Here is a 19,260-nt window from a genome sequence, read left to right as displayed (position 1 = left end):
TTCACCCTTAGCATGCTTTAATGGAAACATGTATTATTCAAACGGGGAGTATTTTGAACTGACATTCAAACAAAAACTCTCGTATTTCTTTATCTCACTGGTCATTATTTCTTTGGGAAACGGCTTATCGATTGCTGCTGCCATGGGGGCAGCCCCTTGGTCGGCCTCTGCTGTTAATCTAGCCAATGTCACGCATCTGCCTACGATGCTTTTTTTAGCTATTGAGGCGATATTGGCGGCCGTTGTCAATCTTTTTTTGGTTGAGCATATCAATTGGCAAAGGACTTGCGGCAATATCATTTTTGGTCTGCTGTTCAGTCTGTTTGTGGCGGAATTTGCCAATCTGTTTCGTCCCTTATTTGTCGGTCTGGCCACCATTCCTAAAGTGATCATCGATCTGTTCGGTATTTGGTGCATCGGCATCGGCATTTCTGTGATTCAGCGCGCTAATTTCGTACTTCATCCCTTGGATAACTTGACAAACGTGGCCCGTTTTAAATTCTTCCATGGGTCGGCGCCATTAGGCCAATTATCCAATTTCGTGATCGCCGTCAGCATCTCGCTGGTTTGCTGGGCAATGTCGGGCCAGCTGCTGAGCTATGGTATCGGCACAGCCTACTGTTTCTTCCTGCAAGGCAATAATATTGCTTGGGGAGACCGGCACCTGTTCAAGCATCTTTTACATATTGATCCGACCAAAATATAAAAAAAGCTTCAGGCAATTTAAGGCCTGAAGCTTTTTTTATTGGAAACAGCATCAGCTTAATCAGCACTTTTGCTGGTGTCCCAATGTTGTTTGATGAAATGGTCACGCTGCATATCCTGTAACGCCATGCGTGCTTGATGGTATTTGTAAAAATCTTGATGATAATCTTCAGCATCCCAGAAAGTCTGGGCATCTTCAATTGTTGTCACGATCGGGTCATCGCCAAATGTCCCTGAAGCAGCTAATTGTTTTTTAGAAGCCTCAGCAATTTGGCGCTGTTCTGGTGAATTGACAAAGATGACCGGTCGATAATTATCGCCGCGATCTTGGAATTGGCCACCCGCATCCGTGGGATCAGTCACTTGCCAATAAAGTTCGACCAGTTTTTCATAAGACATTTTTGCTGGATCGAACCAGATTTTAACTGCTTCGGTATGACCGGTCGTGTGTGACGAGACCTGCTCATAAGTGGGGTTGTCGACATGGCCGCCTGTATAGCCGGAACGCACTTTGATAATACCAGGAAGTGAATCAAAGGGTTCGACCATGCACCAGAAACAACCGCCGGCAAAGATAGCCGTTTGAATTTCGTCTGTCATAGAGCCTCCTTCAATGGAACGGATTCCAAAATCGTCCGCCATTGACAATTATCAGGATAAACCCAAAAATCACAATTAACAAGACAAACGACAAGACGGCCCAGTCGAGTGCTTTCAGTTTCTCAGAGAAATACCAGCTGCGTCTCTTTTTGGCACCAAAACGGCGTAGTTCCATAGCTTGGCTGACAGATTCAATCCGATCAATCGAGCTTAACAATAAGGGCACAAGAATGGCCGAAGCACCCTTCAAGCGTTTGAAAAATGGTGCTTTTTTAGAAATCTCGTTACCTTTGGCCTGCTGGGACAAGCTGATCTGGTGATATTCGCGTGTCACATCAGGAATATAACGCAAGGCCAACGAGACCGAATAACTGATTTTATAAGGAATGCCGATGCGGTTCAGGCTGGCTGCGAATTCAGATGGATTGGTTGTCAGCAGAAAAATCAAAGCCAGTGGAACAGCTACGATATATTCCAGGCCAATGTTGACCAAATACAACAATTCCTGCTGTGTCAAAGCGAAATAGCCGCTGCCCAATAAAATATCTTTGGATTGATAAATCTGACTGCCATAATTTGGCGCAAGGACATAAATCATGACCAGATTAATAGCCATAAACACAAGCACCAGCTTCATCAAAGCGGCCACTTCTGACATTTTCACGCGACTGATTTTCAGCAAAATCAAAGATAGAATCACAAGAAAAATCAGAAAACGTGTGTCTAAAACGATCATGGCAATGCCAGACAGCAGCACAAAACCCAGCAGTTTACTGGCACCGCTGCAACGATCCAGCCAAGTTCCACGATTTTTATAAGCCAAGCTAAAAGAATTATCAGCCACGAGTCATCTCCTCTTGTACCAGCCTTTTAGATAAAGCAACAGCATCTAGACCAGTCGATTCAGCTAAATCGTAAAGACTGGTCGGAGCAAGCGAGGCGCGTTTTAATAGGGCCGGATCATTGAGCAGTTCGGCCGGTGCCATGTCAGCAATCACCTGTCCGTCTACGAGTGCAATGGCACGATCTGTGTATTCCAGCATCAGGTGCATGTCGTGTGTGATCACAATGATCGAACAATCTTGTGTGCGATTCAGTTCTGCCACAAAATTCATCAGTGATCGGTAGTTGAGATAGTCCTGTCCAGCAGTCGGTTCGTCTAATATGAGCACTCTCGGCGCAAGTACCAGCACTGAAGCAATTGTGACACGTTTTTTCTGGCCAAAGCTCAAAGCTGAAATCGGCCAATGACGCATATTATCCAAGCCGGCTACTTCCAGCATGGTCCGTGTCTTAGCCTGGATCTGGTCATCAGACAGGCCACGCAATTTTAGCCCGTAAGCCACTTCATCGTAAACGATATTCTGGCTGATCATCTGATTTGGATCTTGAAGCACGTAGCCAATTTTATCGGCCCGTTCTTTGACTGACTGGCCATCTAGGGGCTGGTTATCAAACAAAATCCGGCCGCTATCAGGCTTCAAAAAGCCGGTCACAAGATTGGAAAATGTCGATTTGCCTGACCCGTTTTTCCCAACGATGGCGGTCATCTGCCCAGCAGGAAATGTCAGGTTCAAATCAGAAAACACAGCCTGTTTCGGGTAAGCAAAAGATAAATGCTGAATGGATAGAATAGGCTCCCTGGATTTTTTAGTCTTGTCGGGCTGTTTTTTCTCAAGCCAGACACTCAGCTGACGCTTGATTGCCTGGTGATCCAGTGAGGCTAAATCCGTAATATGTGCGATTTTGTTTAAATCCACGCCGGCATCGCGCATGGCTGTGATATATAAAGGTTCACGAAGGCCGGCCGAAATGACTGCAGCACTTGTTAAGACACGATCGGGTATATCATTTGCAATAATTTTGCCATGATCAATCACTAAAAGCTTGTCTGCTTGAATCCTCAAGGCTTCTTCCAAACGGTGTTCAATAATAATCACAGTCAAGCCGAGCTTCTTTTGCAGATCGGCAATCAATTGAATCGCCAAACGGCCGGAAGCCGGATCTAAATTAGCCAGTGGTTCATCAAACAGCAAAATTTTACTGTCGGAACTTAAAACACCGGCCATGCTGACACGTTGTTTTTGACCGCCAGAAAGTTCTTGAGGTGAATGTTTCTTCAGGGCTTCTAAATTTAATTCTTTTAACCAGTTCTCTGTTTGCGCAAGTAATTGGCTATGTTCTGTATTCTCATTCTCTAAAAGAAAAGCGGCGTCTTCAGCTACGGTCATGCCGACAAATTGGGCGTCCGTATCCTGCAGGACAGTACCGACTTCAAAAGAGAGCTGAAAAATATCCATTTTGGCAGCATCTTTGCCATTAATCAGAATACTGCCTGAATACTCACCAGGGACACTTTGCGGAATCAGGCCGTTAATCAAGTGGCCAATCGTTGTCTTGCCAGATCCTGAGGGGCCGGCGATAATGATTTTTTGCCCATAATCAAAAGCAAAGCTAACATTATGCAATGTAGCTTGGCTCTGAACACGATATTTAAAATTAACCTTTTGAAATTCGATCGCTGGCATGAATTATTTTTCAGACTTTAATGATCCGGTGCGAGTTCTCGTACGGCTGTATGCAACAAGCAGGATGCTTCCTACAATTGCAATGCCGACCATATTACCGATTCCGGCCCAAAAACCCTGAAGAAATACTTTAGCTGCTGGCTGGCGATAGACAACAATATCACCCAAAGGTGCAATCACAAACCAAGCAATCACGTTGGCAATCACCTGCCAGATATTGAAAAACCACAATTTTTTACTGGTCAATGTCTCTGTATCCAGCTTTAAATAGCGTTTTGCCAATCCAAGCAGCAGGCCCAAAACACCATCAGCAAAGACCCAAGTCCACCAGACGCCCCACCCGGCAACTGTGTCATTTAAGGCGTGACCGATAAATCCGACAAACAAACCGACAATCGGACCAAAAATAGCGCCGATCAAAGCCAGCCATGGCTCTGCTAAGTTAATCGTCGTATTTGCGACCGGCGTTGGAATAGCAACGAAACGCATCAAAACGAAAAAAACAGCAGTTCCGATACCAATAGCAACGACATCCCTGACGCTGATCCAACTCTTCTTCTTATCCTGCATCATCAATCTCCATTTTTAAAAATTATTGCGCAAACAAATCTACCGACATAACTTAGTAGACTGAATTAATATAAAACACATTGAAGCTGACTGCAAACTTATTCAGCTTTCGTCTGGTGCCTGGTTCTCCTGGCGTTTTTTCTCTCGATAAGCCTGGGCAAAATCTTCATGCGGCAAACGGTCCCAGAATTCCGGCTTATTCGTCTGACGCTGACGTGCAATCCCCATCGCGTGCTCGGCAACATCAGCTGTAATCGTCGATCCGGCTGCCGTAATTGCTTCTCTAGCGATGTCGACCGGCGCAATCAGTTTTGTATTGCTGCCGATAAAAGCATGGTCGCCGACCTTGGTAATGTGCTTATTTTTGCCATCGTAATTGACGAAAATCGTCCCTGCACCAATATTGACAGATTCGCCAATTCGAGCATCCCCGACATAGGTCAAATGGCCGATATGCGTATGGGCACCGATTTCAGCATTTTTTGTCTCGACAAAATTACCAATATGGACATCCGTACCTGTAACTGTCTTTTCACGCAAATGGGCATAGGGGCCAATTTCATTATCAGCACCAATCACAGAATCACGCTCAATCACGGTACCGGGTTTGATAACAGTGCCGGCACCGACGACGACATTGGCATCGATATAGGTGCTTTGCGGGTCAATCATCGAGACGCCATTGGCCATTAACTGTTCGTTGATGCGTTTGCGAGCCAGTTGATTAGCATCCGCCAATTGTTTTTGGTCATTAACGCCTAATAAATCGCGCCAGTCGTCTGCTTGAACAATTCGGGCACCAGGCAGCGCATCAGTCAGATAAAATTCTTTTTGCGCATTATTAGCTGTGACTTGTGAAATGGTGCGTTTAATATATTCTGTCCGAAAAAGATAAATGCCGGAATTGATCAGCTGAGTTTGACGCTGGTCATCAGTGGCGTCTTTTTCTTCGACGATTTGTTCAACGACATTGCGTTGTCCAACAGGAATAATCCGGCCGTAACCAAAAGGATGCTTCAAAATTGTCGTCAAAACAGCCGCATCGAAGCCCTCGCCTTTTGCAACCAAATCAGCTAAAACATCACCTGTTACCAGCGGCATGTCACCGTTAATCACGAGAATTTTTTCGGCATCAACTTTAGAAAAAGCTGCCTGCAAAGCATCAGCAGACCCTAATTGCTGGGCTTGAACAACTGTCTCGTCAACATAAGATGCAAAATCTTCGCTCGCGGATTGAACCGCAATAATTTTATGCGGCTCAATTTTTCTCACAGCGCGGCAGACCCACTCTAAAATCGGCAGACCGGCAACCTCATGCAGCGGCTTGGGAAAATTATCTTTCATCCTGCTGCCCTTACCGGCCGCAAGAATGACTACATCAATTTCGGACACTTCGGTTTTCCCTTCCTCGGAATATATTTTCCTTGTAGTTGCCAATCTGCACTTTGATCACTTCACCGGAATCCAGATTTGTATCAACGTGCAAAAGCGACGTAAAATCATCTACCTGCCGCTGGCGGGCACGCCCTTCAGCAAACACAGCTACACCTTTAACGTGAGAATCGAATTCTTTAGCCAAGGTCTTCATGCCGTTGATCGTACCACCGGCTTTCATGAAGTCATCGACAATTAAGATATTTAATCCTGTCGGCAGGCTACGGCGGGACAATTCCATTTTTTCAACATGTTTGGAAGAACCGGTCAGATAATTAACTGAAACAGTTGGGCCTTCGGTCACTTTATTTTCTCCGGAACGGACGATCACAAAAGGTACATTCAATTGAGCCGCAACAGCGGCTGCCATCGGAACACCCTTGGTCGCAGCTGTCATAACGGCTTGAATATCCATATCCAGATATTCGGTGGCAATAATGCGGCCGACTTGGCGCAAAATAGCCGGCTGACCTAAAAGATCAGACAAATAGACGTAGCCGCCTGGCAGAACACGGGTCTCATCGTTAACTTGTTTTAACATGTCGTTAACAAATTCGTCAGCTTCTCGCTCCAGAATATAAGGATAGAATTTAGCACCGCCAGCTGCACCAGGAATTGTCTCTAACAAGCCAACACCGCGCTCTTTCAGTGTTTTTTTTAAAATAGTCAAATCTTCGGAAATTGATGACTTAGCCGAAGAAAAACGATTGGCAAAAAAAGTCAGCGGGACCAATGTCCGCGGCCTTTCCATTAGATAACGGGTCATATCAACTAAACGTTCAGCTCGAGGTGTTTTCATAAATCTCCTTTCGCTAATATTCTACTAAAAAAAAATATAATTAACAGCAGATTCCGAACATTCGTCATTTCAAGCCGTCGGTTTTTCGGTTAGAATAAGGCTTATGAAAATCGTGAAATTTGGCGGAAGTTCTCTTGCAAACGGCGATCAAATCTTAAAAGTCATCAAGATTGTCAAAAGCGATCCGGCTCGGCGTGTCATTGTGGTTTCAGCTCCCGGAAAACGTTTTAGTGGTGATAGGAAAATTACGGATCTGCTTTTGGACTTGGCGCAAGCCGTCTTAAATCGGGAAGACCCGCAGGATATCTATGACAGTATTTTCCAACGCTATACCCAAATCGCGGCTTTTTTCCAATTGGATCCAGAAATTCTAACAGAATTGAAAACACATTTGTTCCAAATTACCCAAGCATCCTACCCTTCTGACGTTTTCTGCCAAGCTGCTTTATCAGCACAGGGCGAGTATATGTCCGCCCGTTTAATCACGGCCGTCTTCAATCAAGTCGGCCTAAAAGCGCGTATGCTGACACCCATGGCTATCGGGATGACTGTTTCCAAAGAAGCCAGAAATGCCCAGATTCTGCCGGCTTCCTATGCCAAAATCGCTCAGACAAAAATCGCTGACGACGAAATTATTATCTTCCCCGGCTTTTTTGGTATTACCAAAGACGGCTTGATCAACACTTTTTCTCGCGGCGGTTCTGATATTACGGGCGCAATTTTGGCTCGCGGGCTGGATGCCGATCTCTATGAAAACTTCACGGACGTCGATTCAATTTACGCGGTCAATCCAAAACTCGTCGACAATCCAGCACCGATTCATGAGATGACTTTTAGCGAGATGCGTGAGCTCAGTTATGCAGGTTTTGCCGTTTTCCACGATGAAGCTATTCTGCCGGCCATCGAAGGCAATATTCCGATTAATGTGAAAAACACGAACCATCCCGAAGCGGCCGGTACCATGATCGTCCCGCGCGCCAGGCTGACACACAAAAATAAAATCACAGGTATTGCCAGCGCCAATCATTTCCAGGCCATATACATCCATCGTTACCTGATTAATCGCCAAGTTGGTTTTACAGCAAGTATTTTAAAGATTCTCGCCGATCTGAATATCTCATATGAGCACATGCCCTCAGGAATTGACGACATCACGATTATTTTTGATAAAAAACAGCTTACAGGCGGCCGCAAAGAAAAACTGACACAGCGGATTCAAGAAGAAATTCAGCCCGACGCATTGGAATGGAAAAACGATTATGCGATTATCATGGTTGTCGGTGAGGGCTTGATTAATCGTGTCGGGGCTATATCAGACGTCGTCGACCCTATGCGCGATGCCGGCGTCTCCTTGACCATGGTCAATCAGGGTGCTTCGGAAATTTCGATTATGCTGGGCGTCAAGCCTGAAGACGAGGCCAAAGCTGTCCGGGCCATTTATGACGCACACTTTGAAAACGGCCATGCAAAAAAAGAAGATTAAAGGCCAAGGCTGGCTTTTAAATCTTCTCCTAATTGATCAATTGTTAATTGTTCGTGAAAACGGACTTTTTTTGTAAACAAGTCTGCGATCGCAGCCGGCACAGGCAGCTTGGCAATTTGCGCGACTTGTTTGAGATTCGCGGCCGGATCATCAGCCGGCTTTTGGCCTAGTGCCGATAGGACAATTTCTGCAAACTTGAAAGGACTGGCCGTTGAAACAATTAATTGCTGCCGCTGAGTCGTAAACTGCTGATTTGCGTAAACAGCCACGGCCGTATGCGGATCCAATAAATAATCATGATCCCTGAAAGTCTCTTTGATCGTCTGGCTGGTCTGGTCAACATCAGCAAAAGCTGCGTTAAAAGACTGCTGCAGCAAGTCAAGGGTTTTGTCGTCGACTGTAAAGGTTTGCTTGTCAGCTAAATCGGCCATCCAGTGACGCGTCTTTTCAGCACCCGCAACATCAAAAAGCAGACGTTCCAGGTTGCTGGAGAGCAGAATATCCATGGCCGGGCTGGTCGTGACATGAAAATCGCGTTTGGCATTGTAAATTCCGCTGGCAAAAAAATCTGTCAGAACATGATTGGCATTGGAAGCGACTGTTAATTTGCCTAATGGCAAACCAAGCTTTTTAGCCCAGTAAGCCGCTAGAATATCACCAAAATTACCAGTTGGTACGGTCACGTCCAGTTTTTCACCAGACTTGAGACGACCGGATTTGAGCAGCTGCGCATAGGCATAGATATAGTAAATAACCTGTGCGACTAAGCGGCCAATGTTAATCGAATTGGCCGAAGAAAAACGCAAGCCGGCCGTCTGCATCTGTTTGGCCAATTCAGGATCCGCCAGCAGTTTTTTAACAACACGCTGAGCATCGTCAAAATTGCCTTCAACCGCCACAACATGCGCATTTTGACCTGGCGTTGTCGTCATTTGCTGACGCTGCAAAGCCGAGACGCCAACTGATGGATAGTAAACAACAATCTGTGTCTGGCCGATATCGCTAAATCCTTGCAAGGCTGCACCGCCCGTGTCCCCAGAAGTGGCCGTCAGAATAACCAAAACATCCTTTTGGCCGGTCTTTTTAACAGCCGCCGTCAATAAATAAGGCAGCAGCGATAAAGCCATATCCTTAAAAGCCAGTGTTGGACCGTGAAAAAGCTCTAGAAGCTGCCGTTTGCCATCTAAGGCATGGACTTTGACGATCTCCGGCCTATCGAATTGTGCATAGGCTTGATGCAGAAAATCCGCTAGCTCTCCTTGGCTGAATTCGTCAAAAAAGGTCGAGAGAACCAGCTGCCCAATTTGAAAATAATCGGCTTTTGCCAACTGGTCCCAATTAAAATCAATCTTCGGGAAAGCTTGCGGCACATATAGGCCGCCGTCCGGCGCCAAACCGTTTATCAGCGCCTGCAGGCCGCTGACGGCCGGCGCATTGCCACGCGTACTTTGAAATTTCATATAACCTCTGCGGTCATAATAGCAGAAAGGCGGATTTCGTGTTAGCATTTGTTCATGAAAAGTTATCGAATCGGTATTTTTGGTCTTGGCACTGTCGCTACAGGTGTTGTCAAAATCCTGCGCGAACAGGCCAAGACTTACGCCAAACGTTTTAACGTCGCTTTTGAAGTCGTCCAGGTCGTCGTCAGGGATACTGAAAAGTTGCGCGATCCCAAAACACAAGATCTCCCGATTTCCGATGACCCGAAAAGTATTTTGGAGAATCCTCATATCGACATCGTGATCGAACTGATCGGCGGTGTTAAGATCGCCAAGCACATCATCGAGCAGGCCTTAAAAGCCGGCAAACACGTAATTACAGCTAATAAGGATCTAATTGCTGCAGACGGCAGGCGTTTAGCAAAATTAGCTGAAGAAAATCAGGTTGGCCTTTATTATGAAGCGGCAGTCGCAGGCGGTATTCCGATTCTTCGGGCCTTATCGACCAGCCTCTCTCCGGACGAAATCCAGCAGATCAACGGTATTATGAACGGTACTTCGAATTTTATCCTGACACAAATGCGCCAGCACAAACTCTCATATGAAGACGCTTTAAAACTGGCTCAGGACAAGGGTTTTGCCGAGGCTGACCCGACCAATGATGTTCAAGGTATTGATGCAGCCTATAAATTACGCATCTTAACTGATTTTGCATTCGGCAAACAGGTCTCGCAAAACGATATCCAAATGACCGGTATTTCGACGATCACACAAACTGATTTAAAAGATGTCTCTGATCTCGGTTATGAAATCAAATTATTAGCGACTGTTAGCAAATCAGCAGCTAATAAATTGCAATTGTCCGTTGCACCAACACTGATGCCTAAAGACCACCCGCTGGCTTCTGTACAGAATGAGAACAATGCTATTTTCGTCAACAGCCGCTATTCCGGCGGTTTGATGTTTTACGGCCCTGGTGCCGGCGAATACGCAACGGCTAATTCCGTCGTCGCTGACTTATTAGCTCTGGTTACAGGATCGGCCGCACCGGCAAAATTTAATACACATCCCAGCAGTTCCTTGGCACTAGCAGGACCAAAGGATCGCATTGCCAGCCGTTATATGGTCTTTAAAGTCGCTGACCGGCCCGGCATTATCCATAAACTATCAGCTTTCTTTTTAATGAGCAACATTAATTTCCGAAATATTCGCCAGTACGATCCAGTTGATGACAGTACCCGCGTCGTGATTATTACCTATCCAGCTTCTGATGCTCAATTAAATCCAGTCAAGACGACAATCCGCCAGGCACGCGGCGTCAGTTTTATCCATGAATATAAATTGCTGGTCGAGCCAAAGGAAAACAGCCATGACTAAAATTATCGTGCCGGCAACCAGCGCTAATATGGGACCAGGCTTTGACTCGCTGGGCCTAGCCGTCAATCTGTATTTGACAGTGACAATTGTCGGCCCCAGCAGCCAATGGCTGGTGCACCACCCCTTCGGCCCCGATGTTCCCAGCGATGAAAAAAATATGATCGTCTTATCAGCATTGACTGTCGATCACGATATTGAGCCGCAAGAGCTGCGGATTGAATCAGACATTCCTTTGGCTCGCGGCCTAGGATCATCCTCTTCAGCCATCATCGCCGGCCTCCTATTAGGCAACGAATTATCATCCACAGTTACATTAAGCAGCGAAACAATTTTCCAGCGTGCTGCTCAAATCGAAGGCCATCCTGATAACGTCGCTCCAGCAGTCTTTGGCGGCATCGTTGTCGCTGGGCCCAACCCAGCCAAACCAAAAACTTTTTTGCACTACCAAGTTCAATTGCCTGCTGATTATCTGCCAATTGTTGTGATCCCTGATCGGCAATTAGCAACAAGCACATCTCGTGATGTCCTGCCCGACCAGACTGACCGTCGTCAATCAGTGCAAAGCAGCGCACAAAGCAATATTCTTGTGGCATCACTTTTCAATAACGACTGGGCTAACACGGTACTCTTGTTAGAGACAGACCGTTTTCATGAACCTTATCGTTTAAAACTCGTTCCGGAACTGGCAGAAGTTCGTCGCATCGCACATGACTTGGGCTTATCCGGCAGCTATTTGTCAGGGGCCGGTACGACTGTCATGACAATCGTCAAAAAAGATCAAGCAGACAGGCTACTTGATCAATTAAAGAAATCCGAAAAATTAAAGGATGCCCAAATTGCGGCTTTATCCTTTGATGCCAAAGGGGCACGGATTATTAGAGATTAAAAAAAGATCCTCATGATGAGGATCTTTTTAAATCACGCGCTTTTAACCTCGCGGCCAAAGTTAATATCAATATTCTTCGTTAAAATATCTGTATAGCTATAAGAAACACGCTCGAACGTTCCTTCGGCCTTATCCAACTGAACAACGAACAGTGACGGATAGGTCTCCAATAAAACACCTTTGCGAGTCGTGGTCTTTTTGCGACCAGCCTGAGCGATTACCGTGATTTGACTACCGATTTTTGAATCGAGATCGTCTTTGATATTCTGCAGTACTTCTGGCATATAACCTCCTCGCGTTTTTACACTCTTACTATTTTAGCAGATATGAGTAAAATTTACAAGTGTTTGACAATTAGCCAGCAGAAATTACAGCGTTTTTGCGCAGATTCAACAGTAATTGTTCGTAATTTTCTAGGGTTAAACGCTCACCGCGAATCGAAAGATTAAAGCCGCTGTCAGTCAGAGATTGTTCAATCCGAGCACGATTTTCATCTGTTTTGCCGTAGCGGAAAAGCAGGTTGTTGACCAGAGATTTGCGCCGATGAGCGAAGGCGGCTTTAATCAAAGAAAAGAGCTCTTTTTCATAGGGAAAGGCTTTAAAACCGGCCTTGGGCGTCAGCATTACGACTGCAGAATCGACATTTGGCGAAGGCATGAAGGCTGACCGGGGTACTTGCAGCTGAATGGCCACGTCCGTACGATATTGGATAGCCAGACTTAATTCCCCGTATTCTTTGCTGCCGACTTGTGCCTGCAGGCGTGCGGCCACCTCTTTTTGCATCATGACCGTAATTGATTTAAATGCCAATTTTTCATTCAGCAGGTAAAAAAGGATCGGCGTTGTGATGTAATAAGGCAGGTTGGCAACAATTTTTAAGGACTTCGTACCGTCAAAAATTGAAAAATCAGCCTTCAAAATGTCCTGATTGATCACTTTGACATTGTCGTACGGCGCTAAAGTCTCCGCCAAGACAGGAATCAGTTTTTTATCAATTTCGTAGGCAACGACCTGCCCGGCTGCTTTAGATAATTGCTCAGTCAGCGAACCAATACCAGGGCCGATTTCCAAAACCGTATCATCCTGATTAATTGCTGCTAATTCAGCAATTTGACGCAGAACGTTTAAATCGATTAAAAAATTCTGTCCAAAACGTTTGCTAGCACGCAGATGATATTTATTCAAGATACCGGCAGTCCGTGCGGGACTGCCTATTTCTGGTCCTTCAATCAAAATTTTCTACCGCTTCTTTCAATTCTTTTTTTGTGATGCCAAACATATTCAGGCGTTTTAACAGTTGCTTGCCATTGGTTTGGCCCAGATGCAGCTTGTCTGTTAATTTGCTGCGGCGAACTGCCGAATCCTGTTGGCCAATCAGGCCCAAGCCGCTTAAATCAGCACGTGTGATGGCTGGTGCTGTTTCAGCGACCGGCTGCTGGACATATTGTGCCAGTAATTTGCGTAGGATGGCCGGATCGGCATGCTCAACACCTAAAGAGCCTTTATGATGGGGCCGGCCTTCTGACTTTTGCAAGAAAGCCTGTCTGATTGTCGGCACCCGATGACTGACGATTTTTCTAATCCGCTCTCCTTGGAAATCGGGATCCGTTAATAGAATCAATTCATGCTGCTGACTGGCTTGGTCAATCATAGCCAGCACAGCCGGACTGATTTTTGACCCACCCGTCTCAATTGTCTGGACTTGATTGCCAAAAGCCAAACGAAGCCTGGCCGTATCGTCTTTGCCCTCGACAATAAAGATCGTGCTTTTTACTTTTTCGGCCATAGACGATGCCCGTTTCTCATCGTAATTTGGGCTAATTCATCACGATCAATGCCTAAAATAGCGGCCAGGCCGTCAACGACAAATTTCGTCCAAGCCGGTTCATTGGTCTTGCCGCGATTAGGAACCGGCGCCAGATAAGGCGCATCTGTCTCGACTAAAAGCCGGTCTAAAGGCACGACTTTAGCCGCTTCATGAATTTCTTTGGCATTTTTAAAAGTGACCATGCCGGAAAAACTAATATAACCGCCCAAATTAACCAGCTTCTCTGCCTGATGCCAATCACCAGCAAAAGAATGCATTTCGAATTTTTTGATGCCTTGTTCCTGCAAAATACGGTAGATATCATCAAAAGAATCGCGCATATGAATTGTGACCGGGAGATCAAATTCAGTGGCCAATTGTAAATGTTTTTCAAAAGCAGCCAATTGTGTCTGACGGTCAAATCCTTTAAAATGCCAATCCAAGCCCGTCTCGCCAACGCCGATCACAGCCGGATCAGATAACTGCTGGCGTAAAAGTTCTTGGGCAGCAGCATCAAATCCGCCCGTATCTTCAGGCTGAAAACCAACAATTGCCCGCACACCCTCATCAGCAAAATCATGGGCAATCTGAATCGCACGCAAATTAGCTTGAGCGTCATAACCGACCACATTCATTTCCATTACACGAAATTCGTGTGCACGGCCAACATAAGCCGCCACATCGTGATATAAAGCATCATCATTTAAATGCGTATGGGTATCGTAAACATCCCCAGGAATTTTAGTCGGATCGTAAATAGTCATGTTTCCAGTATAAAAGAAAAAGGCTATCTAGTTGAGCCTAATACCTGTGCAGTCTTATCTTTAATAAAGTCAGCTGACCGCTCCAGTTTCTCTTTTTCCTCGTCAGTCAGTGCCAAAGCCAGCTGCTTAACAATTCCCTGCTTGCCGATGATTGCCGGATAGCCTAAATAACAATCCAAAGGTGCGTAATAATTTGAAACTGGCAGCTCTTCATGAGCATCTTCGATGATCGCTTTTAGCAATCGACTGGCGGCGGCTGCGATTCCGAAATTCGTATAACGTTTGCCAAAGAAAACTGTATGACCGCCCATTTTAGCATCGTGATCAATTTGATCCAAATCCAGCTGCGTCTTAGATTCTGCCAACAATTCTTGAATCGGGCGGCCTAAGACACGCACAGTCGACCAAGCGACAAATTGCGAATTGCCATGCTCGCCCAAGCTGTAACCATCAACGCTGCGCGGATCAATATCCAAAGCGGCGGCTGTCGCGCGTTTCATACGAGAAGAATCCAGCAGCGTGCCGGTTCCTAGAACGCGATTTCGATCAAAGCCGGTCAAGCGCTGAAATAACGATGCGATCACGTCGCAAGGATTGGAAATCACGACCAAAACACCATGAAAACCGCTAGCCTTTAATTGCGGTGCACTCTCCTCGACATATTTTTTTGTAAAAGGCAGCTCAGCAAAACGATCCGTCGGCGTCTTCCAAGCCTCAGCTATATTGCCAAAAGCGCTGACAACAATATCAGCATCCTTCAAGTCTGCATATCCGCCAGCAAAAACACGCGTATGAGAAGCTAAATTAGCCTGCATATCCTGTAAATCCATGACATCAGCGGCCACTTTATCAGCTTTCGGATCAATTAAGACTAGTTCGGAAGCCAAACCCAATGTGACGATCTGCTGGGCTAAAGTCGAGCCGACATGCCCACTGCCTAAAATCCCAATTTTCGTCATGATCAGCCCTGAGTCCTATTGTGAGAGTGCATCGGAGCCGCATCAGCAGAAGCGTTTAAAACGGCCATATCTGCGTCTGAAATCTGAAAATCAAGCTGGCTGTCTTCTTCAATATGCTGCCGGCTGCGTGCTTTTGGCAAGGTGACCGTGCCATTTTGCAGAGTGAAACGCAGTGCTAACTGCGGCACGCTGACCTGATACTTGTCAGCTAATTGCTGCACAGACGGCGTGTTTAAAATATCGCCCGTAGCCAATGGCGAATAGGCTTCGATACGAATGTCGTTTTCCTTAGCAAAAGCCGAAATTTTCGGCTCGGTAAAACCAATATAATACTGAATCTGATTGACTACCGGCTTAATTTCAGCAATATTCAAAATGTTTGTCATATCATGGACATCGAAATTAGACAGGCCGATCGAACGAATCCGGCCGGAACGTTGCAATTCTTCCAGCGTTTTCCAGGTCTCTGTATTCTCACTGTCAAAGTGGCGACGGCCGGCTTGCGACCAAGGCCAAGGGCCGTGAATCAAATACAAGTCGATATAATCAAGATTTAAAGCTGTCATTGAGCGGTCAAAATCGGCCAGAATGGCATCACGTGTCTTATCGCCGGCTGGTAATTTGGTCGTCACCCAAAGATCTTCTCTTTTAACATCAGAATCCGCAATCGCTTGGCCAACAGAATGTTCGTTGCCGTAAGCACGGGCCGTGTCGATATGGCGATACCCTGTTTGCAAAGCTAAACTGACTGCATCATAAGCCGTCTTGCCCTCAGCTGTCTGCCAAGTGCCAAAACCGATTTTTGGAATCTTAGTTCCGTTATTTAAAGTATACGTATCTGTTAAAACTGACATCGCTGCCTCCTACTAATGAACATTATCCTGCTTCAAAGTGAGAAAATTAAGGTATGGCAGAAAAAGATTTATCACGTTTAACTAAAGAACAATTTAATGTCACACAAAAAGGCGCTACTGAACGCCCTTTTAGTGGAAAATATGATAATTTTTACGAAGCTGGTATCTATGTAGACGTCGTCGATGGCACACCGCTGTTTTCCAGCCAGGATAAATATGATGCCGAATGCGGTTGGCCAAGTTTTACTAAGCCGATTGCCGACCCGAATATCGTCGAAAAGACCGACACCTCTTTTGGTATGACACGCACGGAAGTCAGAAGTAAGGCCGCCAACAGCCACTTGGGCCACGTCTTTGACGACGGTCCCTTAGACAGCGGCGGATTGCGCTTTTGCATCAATTCAGCTGCCTTGCGCTTTGTCCCGCTGGCTGATTTAAAGACCGAAGGCTACGGCGATTACGCTAAACTGTTCGACAAGCATCAAGCGCAGTCGTAACTGGGTTTTTCGCCTTCGTAAACATCAAGAATTTTACCAGACGGATCGACCGTGATTTCATCATACTGCCCGAATAATTCCTCATAATCCGGATTGATAGGCAGATCTTGAAGTTCCTTTTCATTGGCCGTTGGGCCGGAAATAATTAGATGCTGCGGATCAATTTGGTTCAGCAGCTCTTTTTTTTGAAAAATACCGTAATCACTCATTTTCAAATGTCCTTGAATCATTTCGTACACCCCGCTTTCTATGTTAAACATTCGCGAAAATTTTGCATTGCACCGCGTTTAACGACTTAAAATTGCTAAAATCGTGTCCAGCACGCCGTCATGATTGTTATCAGCAGCTGTCAAACGGCTCTTGTCAAAATACTGCTTCAATTCCGCTTGCGAGTTGGGCATGATATAGGGTTGGCCGACATATTGGAGCATCTCCAAATCATTCAGCCCGTCGCCGAAGGCTGCCATCTGGCCAGCCGGAATTTTCAAGTCATTGGCCAGCCTTTGCAGCCCAGTCGCTTTATCAGCACCGGCATTGACAATATCGATCGCGCCAAAACCCGACGTCGGCGTACGCAGGCCGGTTAACAGCGGATCATTTTCCAGCATGTCTAAAAACTGCTGGCCGGAATCCTGTTTCCAGTTGAGTGAAATTTTATCAATCGGGATCGTAATCTGGTCAAAAGAATCAATTGCCTGCCAATTAGGGTAAAAATCGCTGATTGTTCCAGCAAAAAAAATCTGTGTCTTGGGATTTTGGACCGATTCCTGCCAATCAGGTGCAAAAGAACTGCCCTCTCCGGCAAACACAGCCGAAGTCGGTTTCGTGTCCAAAACCTGCAGCAAATCATAAATTCGCCTGACTTTTATCGGATTAATGACAGATTGATGCAGACGTTGATGACCCTTTTGAATGTAAGCGCCGTTTTCTGCAACCATGGAAATCACATCCCCTTGCGGATCAAAGGGCGAAAAGAATTTGTTGATGCGCATGGCTTGATTGCCCGTCGCCAGCACGAAATGCTTCTTTTGCTGGCGCAGCAAGTCGACGACCTGTTTCATTTTTCTCTGATTGAAGTGATTATGGCTGTCTAACAGCGTCCCATCCATATCACTGGCAAATAAGCGAATCGTTCCTGTCTCTGTCATGCTTTCTCCGTGTGCTGGCCATCGGGTAAATCCTTGACTAGATAACCTAAGGCGCGAATTTGATCGCGCAAACGATCAGAAGCGGCCCAATCTTTGTCAATGCGAGCCTGTTTGCGAGCCGCCAATAATTGTGACACATTATCAGGCAGCGGACGAGCGGCAGCATTGGCTTGCAAATCAATCCCAAAGACGCCCATCAATTGGGACAGTATGGCGAGAATGGCATCAGCAGAATCCTGTTTGGCTTGACCGCTGTCAGCATAGGAATTAGCTAGCTTTACGAGCTCAAAAACGGCTGACAAAGCGTTAGCAACGTTAAAATCATCATCCATAGCTGTGACGAAATTCTTTTCAATCACGGCCAAATTATCTGTAATCTCAGCATCGGCACCAACTGTTTTGCTGGCATGGGCAAGACGCTGATAAGCTTGGCGGATGCGGTCCAATTCAACTTTGGCACGATCCAATTCATCAGCTGAATAATTGATCGGACGGCGATAATGTGTGGCTGACATGAAATAGCGAATCACCTGCGGGTCATCATAGGAAGCCAAAAGATCATGCACAGTCGTAAAGTTGCCCAGCGACTTGCTCATTTTTTCGTTGTTCACATTGACAAAGCCGTTATGCAGCCAGTAATGAACAAATGTCTTGCCCGTATGTGCTTCGGATTGGGCGATTTCATCTGTATGGTGCGGGAAAACTAAATCAATGCCGCCACCGTGAATATCAATCGTATCGCCAAGATACTTGGTCGACATGACTGAGCATTCAATATGCCAACCTGGACGCCCCTGTCCCCAAGGAGACTGCCATTTAATCACATGGCGCGGCTCGTTTTTCCAAAGAGCAAAATCCAGCGGATCCTCTTTTAGTGCCAAAGCACCGTCATCCAGACGGCCTGAAGCACCTGTTTCCAAATCATCGAGGCTTTCATGTACCAAAGCCGTGTAATTCTTGGCCTTTCGGACACGAAAATAGACATCCCCAGATGATTCGTAGGCATAACCTTTATCAATCAAATCAGCGATGAAAGCGATAATGTCATCAATGACGTCAGTGGCTTTCGTCCGCGTTGTGGCCGGCAGAATATTAAGCGGCTTGGTATCGGCGTAAAAGGCCTTGATGTATTTATCGGCGATTTCCTTTTCGCTGAAACCCTCTTCTTGGGCGCGATTAATGATTTTATCGTCAACATCCGTAAAATTCGAGACAAAGTTCACCTGATAACCGCGATAAATCAGGTAACGGCGGATTGTATCAAAAGCAATCGACGAACGCGCGTTTCCCACGTGAATATAGTTGTAAACGGTCGGCCCGCAGACATACATGGCCACTTTTCCGGCTTGGATGGGCTTGAAGACTTCTTTGCTTGCACTTGCGGTGTTGTAAACTTTCAGCATAATTCTA

The 19,260-nt window shown here is 46.0% G+C and carries 21 protein-coding genes; 5 read left to right on the top strand and 16 right to left on the bottom strand.

Annotated features, from left to right (window positions below):
• The first annotated feature begins 28 nt into the window (after positions 1-28).
• Entirely contained in the window at positions 29-706 is a 678-nt protein-coding gene (locus tag NRF22_RS05345) for a hypothetical protein (RefSeq protein WP_007744333.1), read from the top strand.
• A gap of 56 nt (positions 707-762) precedes the next feature.
• Here the strand turns inward: NRF22_RS05345 and msrA are convergent, their stop codons facing one another.
• From msrA to purR, 6 genes are all read right to left on the bottom strand, one after another.
• Positions 763-1,305, bottom strand: coding sequence for a peptide-methionine (S)-S-oxide reductase MsrA (gene msrA, locus NRF22_RS05340; RefSeq protein WP_007744334.1), 543 nt, complete (start codon positions 1,303-1,305; stop codon positions 763-765).
• 10 nt (positions 1,306-1,315) lie between these two features.
• Positions 1,316-2,149, bottom strand: coding sequence for an energy-coupling factor transporter transmembrane component T family protein (locus NRF22_RS05335; RefSeq protein WP_263779542.1), 834 nt, complete (start codon positions 2,147-2,149; stop codon positions 1,316-1,318).
• Positions 2,142-3,833, bottom strand: a complete 1,692-nt coding sequence (locus tag NRF22_RS05330) for an ABC transporter ATP-binding protein (RefSeq protein ID WP_007744336.1) — start codon at positions 3,831-3,833, stop codon at positions 2,142-2,144. Before NRF22_RS05330 ends, NRF22_RS05335 begins: the two co-directional genes overlap by 8 nt.
• A 3-nt stretch (positions 3,834-3,836) precedes the next feature.
• Positions 3,837-4,406, bottom strand: coding sequence for an ECF-type riboflavin transporter substrate-binding protein (locus NRF22_RS05325; protein WP_036593654.1), 570 nt, complete (start codon positions 4,404-4,406; stop codon positions 3,837-3,839).
• 99 nt (positions 4,407-4,505) lie between these two features.
• A complete protein-coding gene (locus NRF22_RS05320; protein ID WP_263779540.1) occupies positions 4,506-5,795 on the bottom strand; it encodes a bifunctional N-acetylglucosamine-1-phosphate uridyltransferase/glucosamine-1-phosphate acetyltransferase in 1,290 nt (429 codons plus the stop codon).
• Positions 5,782-6,636 (bottom strand): pur operon repressor, encoded by an 855-nt coding sequence (purR, locus tag NRF22_RS05315; RefSeq protein WP_007744347.1) that lies wholly within the window; start codon positions 6,634-6,636, stop codon positions 5,782-5,784. Before purR ends, NRF22_RS05320 begins: the two co-directional genes overlap by 14 nt.
• 103 nt (positions 6,637-6,739) lie before the next feature.
• On the opposite strand from purR, the gene NRF22_RS05310 reads away from it, so the two are divergent.
• Positions 6,740-8,119: an aspartate kinase gene (locus tag NRF22_RS05310; protein ID WP_263779538.1), complete on the top strand. Its 1,380-nt coding sequence runs from the start codon at positions 6,740-6,742 to the stop codon at positions 8,117-8,119.
• Here NRF22_RS05310 and thrC read toward each other — a convergent pair.
• Positions 8,116-9,579 (bottom strand): threonine synthase, encoded by a 1,464-nt coding sequence (gene thrC / locus NRF22_RS05305; protein WP_007744356.1) that lies wholly within the window; start codon positions 9,577-9,579, stop codon positions 8,116-8,118. The two genes, NRF22_RS05310 and thrC, sit on opposite strands and share 4 nt — an antisense overlap.
• Positions 9,580-9,633: 54 nt before the next feature.
• Between thrC and NRF22_RS05300 the strand changes: the two genes are divergently transcribed.
• Together NRF22_RS05300 and thrB are read left to right on the top strand one after the other, a co-directional pair.
• Complete coding sequence (locus tag NRF22_RS05300; protein WP_007744359.1) at positions 9,634-10,935, top strand: homoserine dehydrogenase; 1,302 nt, start codon at positions 9,634-9,636, stop codon at positions 10,933-10,935.
• Positions 10,928-11,821, top strand: coding sequence for a homoserine kinase (gene thrB, locus NRF22_RS05295; protein ID WP_263779536.1), 894 nt, complete (start codon positions 10,928-10,930; stop codon positions 11,819-11,821). The genes NRF22_RS05300 and thrB overlap by 8 nt, the downstream gene beginning before the upstream one ends.
• Positions 11,822-11,853: 32 nt before the next feature.
• Here the strand turns inward: thrB and NRF22_RS05290 are convergent, their stop codons facing one another.
• From NRF22_RS05290 to NRF22_RS05265, 6 genes are all read right to left on the bottom strand, one after another.
• Positions 11,854-12,105: a Veg family protein gene (locus tag NRF22_RS05290; RefSeq protein ID WP_007744363.1), complete on the bottom strand. Its 252-nt coding sequence runs from the start codon at positions 12,103-12,105 to the stop codon at positions 11,854-11,856.
• 70 nt (positions 12,106-12,175) lie between these two features.
• Positions 12,176-13,054, bottom strand: a complete 879-nt coding sequence (gene rsmA, locus NRF22_RS05285) for a 16S rRNA (adenine(1518)-N(6)/adenine(1519)-N(6))-dimethyltransferase RsmA (RefSeq protein ID WP_263779535.1) — start codon at positions 13,052-13,054, stop codon at positions 12,176-12,178.
• Complete coding sequence (rnmV, locus tag NRF22_RS05280) at positions 13,047-13,607, bottom strand: ribonuclease M5 (protein ID WP_263779534.1); 561 nt, start codon at positions 13,605-13,607, stop codon at positions 13,047-13,049. The genes rsmA and rnmV overlap by 8 nt, the downstream gene beginning before the upstream one ends.
• Entirely contained in the window at positions 13,592-14,392 is an 801-nt protein-coding gene (locus NRF22_RS05275) for a TatD family hydrolase (RefSeq protein WP_263779533.1), read from the bottom strand. The genes rnmV and NRF22_RS05275 overlap by 16 nt, the downstream gene beginning before the upstream one ends.
• Before the next feature lie 23 nt (positions 14,393-14,415).
• Entirely contained in the window at positions 14,416-15,354 is a 939-nt protein-coding gene (locus NRF22_RS05270; protein WP_263779723.1) for an L-lactate dehydrogenase, read from the bottom strand.
• Positions 15,354-16,205, bottom strand: a complete 852-nt coding sequence (locus NRF22_RS05265; RefSeq protein ID WP_007744372.1) for an aldo/keto reductase — start codon at positions 16,203-16,205, stop codon at positions 15,354-15,356. Before NRF22_RS05265 ends, NRF22_RS05270 begins: the two co-directional genes overlap by 1 nt.
• A gap of 53 nt (positions 16,206-16,258) precedes the next feature.
• Between NRF22_RS05265 and msrB the strand changes: the two genes are divergently transcribed.
• Positions 16,259-16,702, top strand: coding sequence for a peptide-methionine (R)-S-oxide reductase MsrB (msrB, locus tag NRF22_RS05260; RefSeq protein ID WP_263779532.1), 444 nt, complete (start codon positions 16,259-16,261; stop codon positions 16,700-16,702).
• Here msrB and NRF22_RS05255 read toward each other — a convergent pair.
• The 3 genes from NRF22_RS05255 to cysS are packed head-to-tail and all read right to left on the bottom strand — an operon-like array spanning position 16,687 to position 19,253.
• Positions 16,687-16,962 (bottom strand): hypothetical protein, encoded by a 276-nt coding sequence (locus tag NRF22_RS05255; protein ID WP_241778146.1) that lies wholly within the window; start codon positions 16,960-16,962, stop codon positions 16,687-16,689. The genes msrB and NRF22_RS05255 overlap by 16 nt on opposite strands.
• A gap of 27 nt (positions 16,963-16,989) precedes the next feature.
• Positions 16,990-17,850, bottom strand: a complete 861-nt coding sequence (locus NRF22_RS05250) for an HAD family hydrolase (protein ID WP_263779531.1) — start codon at positions 17,848-17,850, stop codon at positions 16,990-16,992.
• Positions 17,847-19,253, bottom strand: a complete 1,407-nt coding sequence (gene cysS / locus NRF22_RS05245; RefSeq protein ID WP_263779530.1) for a cysteine--tRNA ligase — start codon at positions 19,251-19,253, stop codon at positions 17,847-17,849. Before cysS ends, NRF22_RS05250 begins: the two co-directional genes overlap by 4 nt.
• Between the last annotated feature and the right edge of the window lie 7 nt (positions 19,254-19,260).

Source organism: Oenococcus kitaharae, assembly GCF_025758695.1.
Taxonomy (GTDB): Bacteria; Bacillota; Bacilli; order Lactobacillales; family Lactobacillaceae; genus Oenococcus; species Oenococcus kitaharae_A.
This window is presented reverse-complemented; position numbering and strand designations above follow the sequence as displayed.